4 protein-coding genes are annotated in these 7,021 nt (G+C 60.1%); 2 read left to right on the forward strand and 2 right to left on the reverse strand.

Annotation, left to right across the window (positions count from 1 at the left end):
• The first annotated feature begins 143 nt into the window (after window positions 1–143).
• Window positions 144–1,169 (forward strand): NAD-dependent epimerase, encoded by a 1,026-nt coding sequence (locus tag NKJ11_RS04100; RefSeq protein WP_352751126.1) that lies wholly within the window; start codon window positions 144–146, stop codon window positions 1,167–1,169.
• 399 nt (window positions 1,170–1,568) lie between these two features.
• On the opposite strand, the gene NKJ11_RS04105 is transcribed toward NKJ11_RS04100, so the two are convergent.
• Both NKJ11_RS04105 and NKJ11_RS04110 read right to left on the reverse strand, forming a co-directional pair.
• A complete protein-coding gene (locus NKJ11_RS04105) occupies window positions 1,569–2,945 on the reverse strand; it encodes an HlyD family type I secretion periplasmic adaptor subunit (protein ID WP_023808938.1) in 1,377 nt (458 codons plus the stop codon).
• Window positions 2,938–4,689 (reverse strand): type I secretion system permease/ATPase, encoded by a 1,752-nt coding sequence (locus NKJ11_RS04110; RefSeq protein WP_031212338.1) that lies wholly within the window; start codon window positions 4,687–4,689, stop codon window positions 2,938–2,940. Before NKJ11_RS04110 ends, NKJ11_RS04105 begins: the two co-directional genes overlap by 8 nt.
• 562 nt (window positions 4,690–5,251) lie before the next feature.
• Here NKJ11_RS04110 and NKJ11_RS04115 point away from each other — a divergent pair.
• The gene (locus NKJ11_RS04115; RefSeq protein ID WP_245273057.1) at window positions 5,252–6,871 is read left to right on the forward strand and encodes a calcium-binding protein; all 1,620 of its coding nucleotides are present in this window, start codon (window positions 5,252–5,254) and stop codon (window positions 6,869–6,871) included.
• Window positions 6,872–7,021: the final 150 nt, after the last annotated feature.

Consider the following 7,021-nt stretch of genomic DNA (forward strand, 5'->3'; position numbering starts at 1 on the left):
GAGCCTCCTATCACCGGTTTGCCTTCACCTCACGGCGAGGGTAACTCCGCGCGACCAGATCAGCTAATGTCCTCCAAGACCCCGGGCGTCATCTACGACATCAAGGGTCTGTTCCCCAGGCATGTTACGGATGGGCGCTTCTGATGAGGGTTCTGGTCACCGGCGCGGCCGGCTTCATAGGGTATCACGTAGCCAAGCGGCTGCTGGAGCGCGGTGACGAGGTCGTCGGCATCGACAACGTCAACGACTACTACGATCCGCAGATCAAGGAGGCGAGGCTGCGGCTCCTGGACGAGGCGAGCCGCAAGACCAATGCCGGCTATCATTTCATCCGCGGCAATCTCGCCGACAAGAGCGTGGTCGACGCCTGCTTTGCCGACCATGCATTCGACCGGGTGATCCATCTCGCCGCCCAGGCCGGGGTTCGCTACAGCCTGGAAAACCCGCATGCCTATGTCGAAAGCAACATCATCGCCTACACCAACATGCTGGAGGCCTGCCGCAACAGCGCCGTCGCGCACCTGACCTATGCCAGCACGTCGAGTGTCTACGGCGCCAACACCGACATGCCGTTTTCCGAACATCGTCCGGCCGACCATCCGCTGCAGTTCTACGCCGCGACCAAGCGCGCCAACGAGCTGATGGCGCACAGCTACAGCCATCTGTTCCGATTGCCGACGACCGGGCTTCGCTTCTTCACGGTGTATGGTCCCTGGGGTCGCCCGGACATGGCGCTGTTCCTGTTCACCAGGAACATCCTGGCCGGTGCGCCGATCAAGCTGTTCAACAACGGCAATCACACGCGCGACTTCACCTATGTCGATGACATCGCCGAAGGCGTGATCCGCGCCAGCGACAGCCCGGCCACGGGCAATGCCGCCTGGGACTCCAGCCGTCCCGATCCGGCCACAAGCAGCGCCCCCTGGCGCATCTTCAACATCGGCAACAACAACCCGGTGAAGCTGACCGCCTATGTCGAGGCGCTGGAAAACGCGCTGGGCCGCAAAGCCATCGTCGAACTCTTGCCGCTGCAGCCCGGCGACGTGCCCGATACCTTCGCCGACACCTCGGCGCTGGAGCAGGCGGTCGGCTACCGCCCGACGACGACAGTGACCGAAGGGGTGGGGCGGTTCGTCGAGTGGTACCAGGCATATTTTGGACGGGGATAGAAAAGTCTTTGCAAGATCACGGCTGGCAAACTCGCCTCAGGCCACCGTCCAGTGATGCTCGATGGCTGCGCAAGCTCCTGCCAGCACGACGCCCACGGGGATTGGCCGCCCCCGCAATTCGCACCACAGCAACATTGATCTTTGATGGGTAATGTTGCGGTTCCGCTCGCCCGCCATCCGCCATTCGCGTTCGTTTATTTCATTGGGCAAAAAACTACCGACAGCGGACAAACTGCCTCGCTATTCGAATGATGCGGTAGCGGCACATAACGCGCATGTTTCCTCCAGCCGGAGGCGCTTCATCCCCGCGCCGCCGGTTAGGCTCGACGGCCGCCCGCCCCCAAAAAGCCGTCGGGCCGCCAGAAATCCCGATATCCTACTCGCCTCGCCTCCTCGCCATCACTGCGTAAACGCCTTGGACATCTGATCCGCAAAGGGTTTCAACAGATAAGACCAGACATTGCGTTCATCGGTGCGGATATGAACCTCGGCGGGCATACCTGGCCTCAGCACCTTCGCTTCGGTCAGGCAATTCGATTTGCTTTCGACCTTGATCCGCGCCGAGAAATAGGAAAGCTGACGTTGCGGATCTTTAATCAGATCTGCCGAGATGTGTTTCACTGACCCTTGGCAGACCGGAGTGGTTCCCACGTCGAACGCCGGAAAACGGATCGATACCGGCTGCCCTGGCCGGACGTCGTCGACCCGCGACGGAGGGATCAGCGCGTCCACCACAAGATCGTCGGCATCAGGCACGATGGTCATGAGCATCTCGCCAGGCGCGATAACGCCGCCGACGGTATGGACAGCCGATTCCTGTATTGTTCCGGACTGCGGCGCGCGGATCGTTGTCTTGGTCAATTCATCCTGGGCCACAATCCTCCGTTCGTTGAGTTCGGTCTGCTTGGCTTCCGTCTCGCGGAGTTCGGTCGTCACGTCAGTGCGCCTTTGGTCATCCAGCTGCAGCATCTGCAACCCCGTTTCGCTAATGCGCGCCTGCGCTTCAGCTACTGCGGCAGCGAGGCGCCCCGATTCTCCCCTGGCCCGGGTGGCATCCAGCCTGATGTTGCTCACCCTCTCCTTGGAGACGAGTTTTTTGGCGTAGAGGGAATCAACGTCGGCGAAATCCTTATTCAGCAGAGCAACCGATTCATCCACCGCGCTCTGTTGCGCTTTGAGGCCGTCGATCTGACGTTCAAGTTGCTGGGATTGGCTTCTCAACTGTGCCTTCTGTCCAGCCAAAGCCGAAGCGCGCGTTTCAAAGAGCGCGCGCTCGCCATTGACGAGCGCAGCCAGCTCCGGCTGGTTCATTCGCGCCTTCAGGCCGACCGGCAGTTGCATTTCCGCCAGGCCCGTTCGCTCAGCCTCCAGCCGAGCGAGCCGGACGGTCGCGCGATCGAGATCCTCACTGATGATTTGCAGGTTCGCGCGAGTCAGCGTGTCATCCAGTCTGACCAGCACGTCGCCGGCTCGTACATGATCTCCGTCCTGCGCGAAGATCCCGCCCACTGTGCCTCCGGTTTGATGCTGGACCTTCTTGACGTTGGTTTCCACCACCACGGTGGCCGGTGCAACCACAGCGCCGGCGATGTTGGTCAACCCCAGCCACAGGCCGCCGCCAAGGACCAGCAGACCTGTAATCACCAAACCGAATATCAGGTTGGCCCGTATACCGTCCGACAGATCTGGCGCGCTCACGGCAGCCCGTTTGCTGCCACGAAGGGTCCGAGCATACGATGAGAAAGCGACGAATGTTTCGAGCAGAGCTTCATGCATGTCCGGCAACACCCGGTATCGGCGCCAAAGAAGATGGCCGAGGTGAAACAGGCGGTGAAGGTCGGAGCACGTTCGCCAAGACCTGCTCGCGCGAGCCAAAGGCATGAACCGTCCCATTCGACATAACCAGCACCTGATCGATATTCGCGAGTGCCGAAGGACGATGCGCAACGACAATGACGATGCCCCCGCGCTGACGCACTGTCCGTATGGCGCCGGCCAGGGCAGCGTCTCCGTCCACGTCGAGGTTCGAGTTCGGTTCGTCGAGCACGACAAGAAACGGCTCGCCATAAAGTGCTCGGGCGAGACCCACGAGTTGCCTCTGCCCTGCCGACAGGGCCGCTCCGCCCTCGCCTATGCGGGTCTGAAATCCCTGAGGGAATTGCATTATCATTTTCTCGACGCCGGCTGCTCTTGCCGCCGCAAGGACGCCTTTTGGATCCGTCTTGCCTCGGAACCTCGAAATGTTGTCTGCTACCGTGCCGTCAAACAACTCCACATCCTGCGGCATGTAGCCGATATGGGCGCCGAGCTGTTCCGAGTTCCATTGATCGAGAGAGGCGCCGTCCAATCTCACCGAGCCATGGAGCGGCTTCCACACTCCGACCAACGAACGCACCAAAGTTGTCTTGCCGGAACCGCTTGGGCCGATTACGGCCATCCCAGCGCCTCTCGACAGATGGAAGCTCACATTCACCACGGTTGGCTTTGGCAAGCCGGGCGGCGCAATGGTCAATTGCTCGACCGCAAACCGCGCCTGCGGCCGAGGCAACTCCATTGGCTCGTCCTGGCGGCCGAATGCCGCCATGACCGCTGCCAGCTCGGAATAGCTGCGCCGGGCCGACAGAAAGCCTCTCCAGTTTGCGATCGCAGCATCCACCGGGGCCAAGGCGCGGCCAAGCAAAATGGAAGATGCGATGATCACCCCAGGTGAAGCCTCGCCGCCGATCACCAGGTAAGCGCCGAGACCGAGAACACAGGACTGCAACGCCATCCGCAGGGCCTTCGACAGCGAACTGGCGCCACCAACGACGTCAGAGAGACGTTCCTGCTGGGCGAGATAGGCTCGGCTGACGTCGCTCCAGCGTCGAGCCAGTCGACCAGACAGCCCCATTGCGTGAACGACTTCGGCGTTGCGCCGGCCGGAATCGGCAAGCGCCCGCTGCGACAGCAGCTCCTCCGAGGCACGCGCGGCGGGGCCTCGGCTAAACACTTCCGCGATCGCTGTTAAGAGGACCACAGCGATCGCGCCGACCGTCGCCAGCAGGCCGAGCGAAGGATGGAGCAAATAAATGATCAGCAGATAAAAGGGGATCCACGGGGCGTCGAAGATGACCGTCGGTCCCGTTCCGGAGAGAAAGCCGCGCAGTCGGTCAAGATCGTGCAAAGGCTGCAGACGGTCCGCATCACGCCCTGCCTTGAGCGGCAGGGACAGGGAGATGGAGAACACCTTTTGCTGCAAATTCCTATAGAGACGGCTGCCGATGCGGACCAACACGCGAAGCCGCACGAAATCCAGAAGCCCATGGACCGCATACAGACCCAGCATGCCGATCGTGAACCCCACCAGGGTGGGAACGCTCTGCGACGGCAGAACGCGATCGTAAATCTGCAACATATAGACCGAACCGGTCAGAGCGAGAATGTTTATCACTGCCGAGAACAGCGCCACGCCAAGCAGCCCAGGCATGCAGGCGAGAATGGCGGAACGTAGCTCGGGAGAACCAGCCCCCGATGTTTTCATGACCAGCGGTCGTTCGCGCGACACTGCCGCGCCGTTACTTCCGTAAGTTGTGATGGCTCAAACCTTTCTTGATGCGCATAGCAGCCGCTATCCGTCGCCCCCCTTATTACGCTCTGCTTACATACGTCGACTTTGAGGAAAATGCAGCGGATTCGTGGCATGAACCGGCGAAACGCGGCCGCCGACGTCTCCCTGTCTGGGGATAACTTCACGAAAAATGACGATTTTCGCTAAAGGAACTGGTCAGAACGGAGCCGGCAAAAGAGGCGTATGTCCTTGCTCCCAAACACTTTCAAAGGTGCCACGGTCGGCTGAGCAAAATACCTGCTACTGAGCAACAACTTAGATCAATCAAACATTCTATCTCGCTGTGTTTCGTATTTGATTTCATCCTAATGTAGCAATCACCTAAGCAGACGCGGGGCATAAATCGAATCAACCAAAGGATCATTGGATGACACTCCATTATGCGTCCGGTGGATCAGCCACCGAAGTCGCAACCGCCGGGTTCAACCTGGTCGATGTTCAATATCTCTCGCAGGTCAATGCTTTGCCGGACGGCATGAAAGGCCTCGTCTATCTCGGCGCGCATGACGGCGTCACCTCCTCCTTCATTGAAAAAGTTACACCATTTCTGAACAACCCGAAGGTGTTCGGATTTTTCCTGATGGACGAGCCAGATCCCACCGGCAGGTGGGGCACATATGCAACTGCCGAAAACCTGAAAGCGGAATCGGATTGGATCCATTCCCATTTTCCGGGCGCCAAGACCTTCGTCACCATGATGAATATGGGGTCTCCTACAAATCCGGATTTTTCCAACACCTATAATCCGGCCAATACAGGCATCGACTATTACGGGTTGGACCCGTACCCGGTGCGCGATGACGTGAGCACGGTCGACTACAACATGATCGACAGGGCCGTGGGCGCGGCAGTGAAGTCCGGCATCCCGATCGACAAGATCATTCCGGTCTACCAGACTTTTGGCGGTGGCAACTGGACGACCGACACGGGCGGGAAGCATCAGATGCCAACGACGGAACAGATGCAAACGATGATAGATCATTGGGCAGCACTGGTTCCGTCGCCTGCCTTCGATTATGCCTATGCCTGGGGCTCGCAGAACGGAGACACAGCTCTGGAGAATTCGCCGGCACTGCAGGCCTTCTTCCAGCAGCACAACCTCCAAAGCACCGGTGGCTCTGCCGCCCCTCCAGCAAGCGATCCGATCGATACCCCGACCACGCCGCCAAGCGACGCCGGCGCCCCTGCTCCCGCCGCGCCGGCCCCGTCGGACAGCGATCATATATTCCATGGCACGCGCGGCGCAGACGTTTTTCACGCGACCACGGGCAATGACAAATATCTCGTCAACAATGCCCATGACAAGGTGATGGAAGCGCCAAGCGGCGGGGTCGACAAGGTCGTGGCCTCGGTGAGTTACGCTCTTACGGCGGGCTCACATATCGAGCAGCTCTCCACCGCCAGTTCGGGTGGCAGGGCGTCCATCAACCTGACCGGCAACGAGTTCGGTCAAGCCATCTATGGGAATGGCGGCGCCAACAAGATCAATGGTGGCGGTGGCGCCGACAAGATGACCGGCTATGGCGGCAATGACACCTATTACGTCGACAATGCCCACGACAAGGTGGTGGAGCAGAGAGGAAGCGGCGCCGATAAGGTTCTTGCCTCGGTGAGCTTCGCTCTTTCGGCTGGCTCGCATATCGAGCAACTCGCAACCACCAAGGCATCCAGCAAGGCCGCCATCAATCTGACCGGCAACGAATTCGGACAGACCATTCAAGGCAATGCCGGTAGCAACAAGATCGACGGCGGCGGCGGAGCCGATACGTTGAGCGGGCGTGGGGGCAGAGATGCCTTCGTGTTCAGTACCGCCCTTGGTGCTGGAAACGTCGACAAGATCACTGATTTCAACAAAGCCCAGGACAAAATCCACCTCGATCATTCCATCTTTGCCGGTCTCGATCAGGGGGGCCTCTCGTCGGACGCTTTCTTTGCCGGCAAAGCCGCGCATGACAGTTCCGATCACATTATCTACAACAGTTCGACGGGAGCTCTTTCTTTCGACAGCGACGGCGTCGGAGGCGCAAACCAGATCCATTTCGCGAGCCTCTCTCCGCATCTGTCGATTACCGCATCGTCTTTTCTGGTCACCTGAACCAGCCCAGCGAAGAAACGCTTTAAGAAGTCGGGGGGGGGGGGGGGGGGGGGGGCCCGCGCGGGGGGGCGGGGAGAGAAGGGAGGGAAGAGCGAGAGCGACGCGCGGGGGGAGGGGGGGAAGCAAAAAGGAGGGAGGGGGCAGGCAGCG

It is taken from the genome of Mesorhizobium sp. M0243, assembly GCF_040321775.1.
Lineage (GTDB): Bacteria > Pseudomonadota > Alphaproteobacteria > Rhizobiales > Rhizobiaceae > Mesorhizobium.

Excerpts from the sequence above, each read along its gene's own strand:
- NKJ11_RS04115 (WP_245273057.1), top strand. The coding sequence starts at position 5,252 with ATGAAAGGCCTCGTCTATCTCGGCGCGCATGACGGCGTCACCTCCTCC.
- NKJ11_RS04110 (WP_031212338.1), bottom strand. The coding sequence starts at position 4,689 with ATGAAAACATCGGGGGCTGGTTCTCCCGAGCTACGTTCCGCCATTCTC.
- NKJ11_RS04105 (WP_023808938.1), bottom strand. The coding sequence starts at position 2,945 with ATGCATGAAGCTCTGCTCGAAACATTCGTCGCTTTCTCATCGTATGCT.
- NKJ11_RS04100 (WP_352751126.1), top strand. The coding sequence starts at position 144 with ATGAGGGTTCTGGTCACCGGCGCGGCCGGCTTCATAGGGTATCACGTA.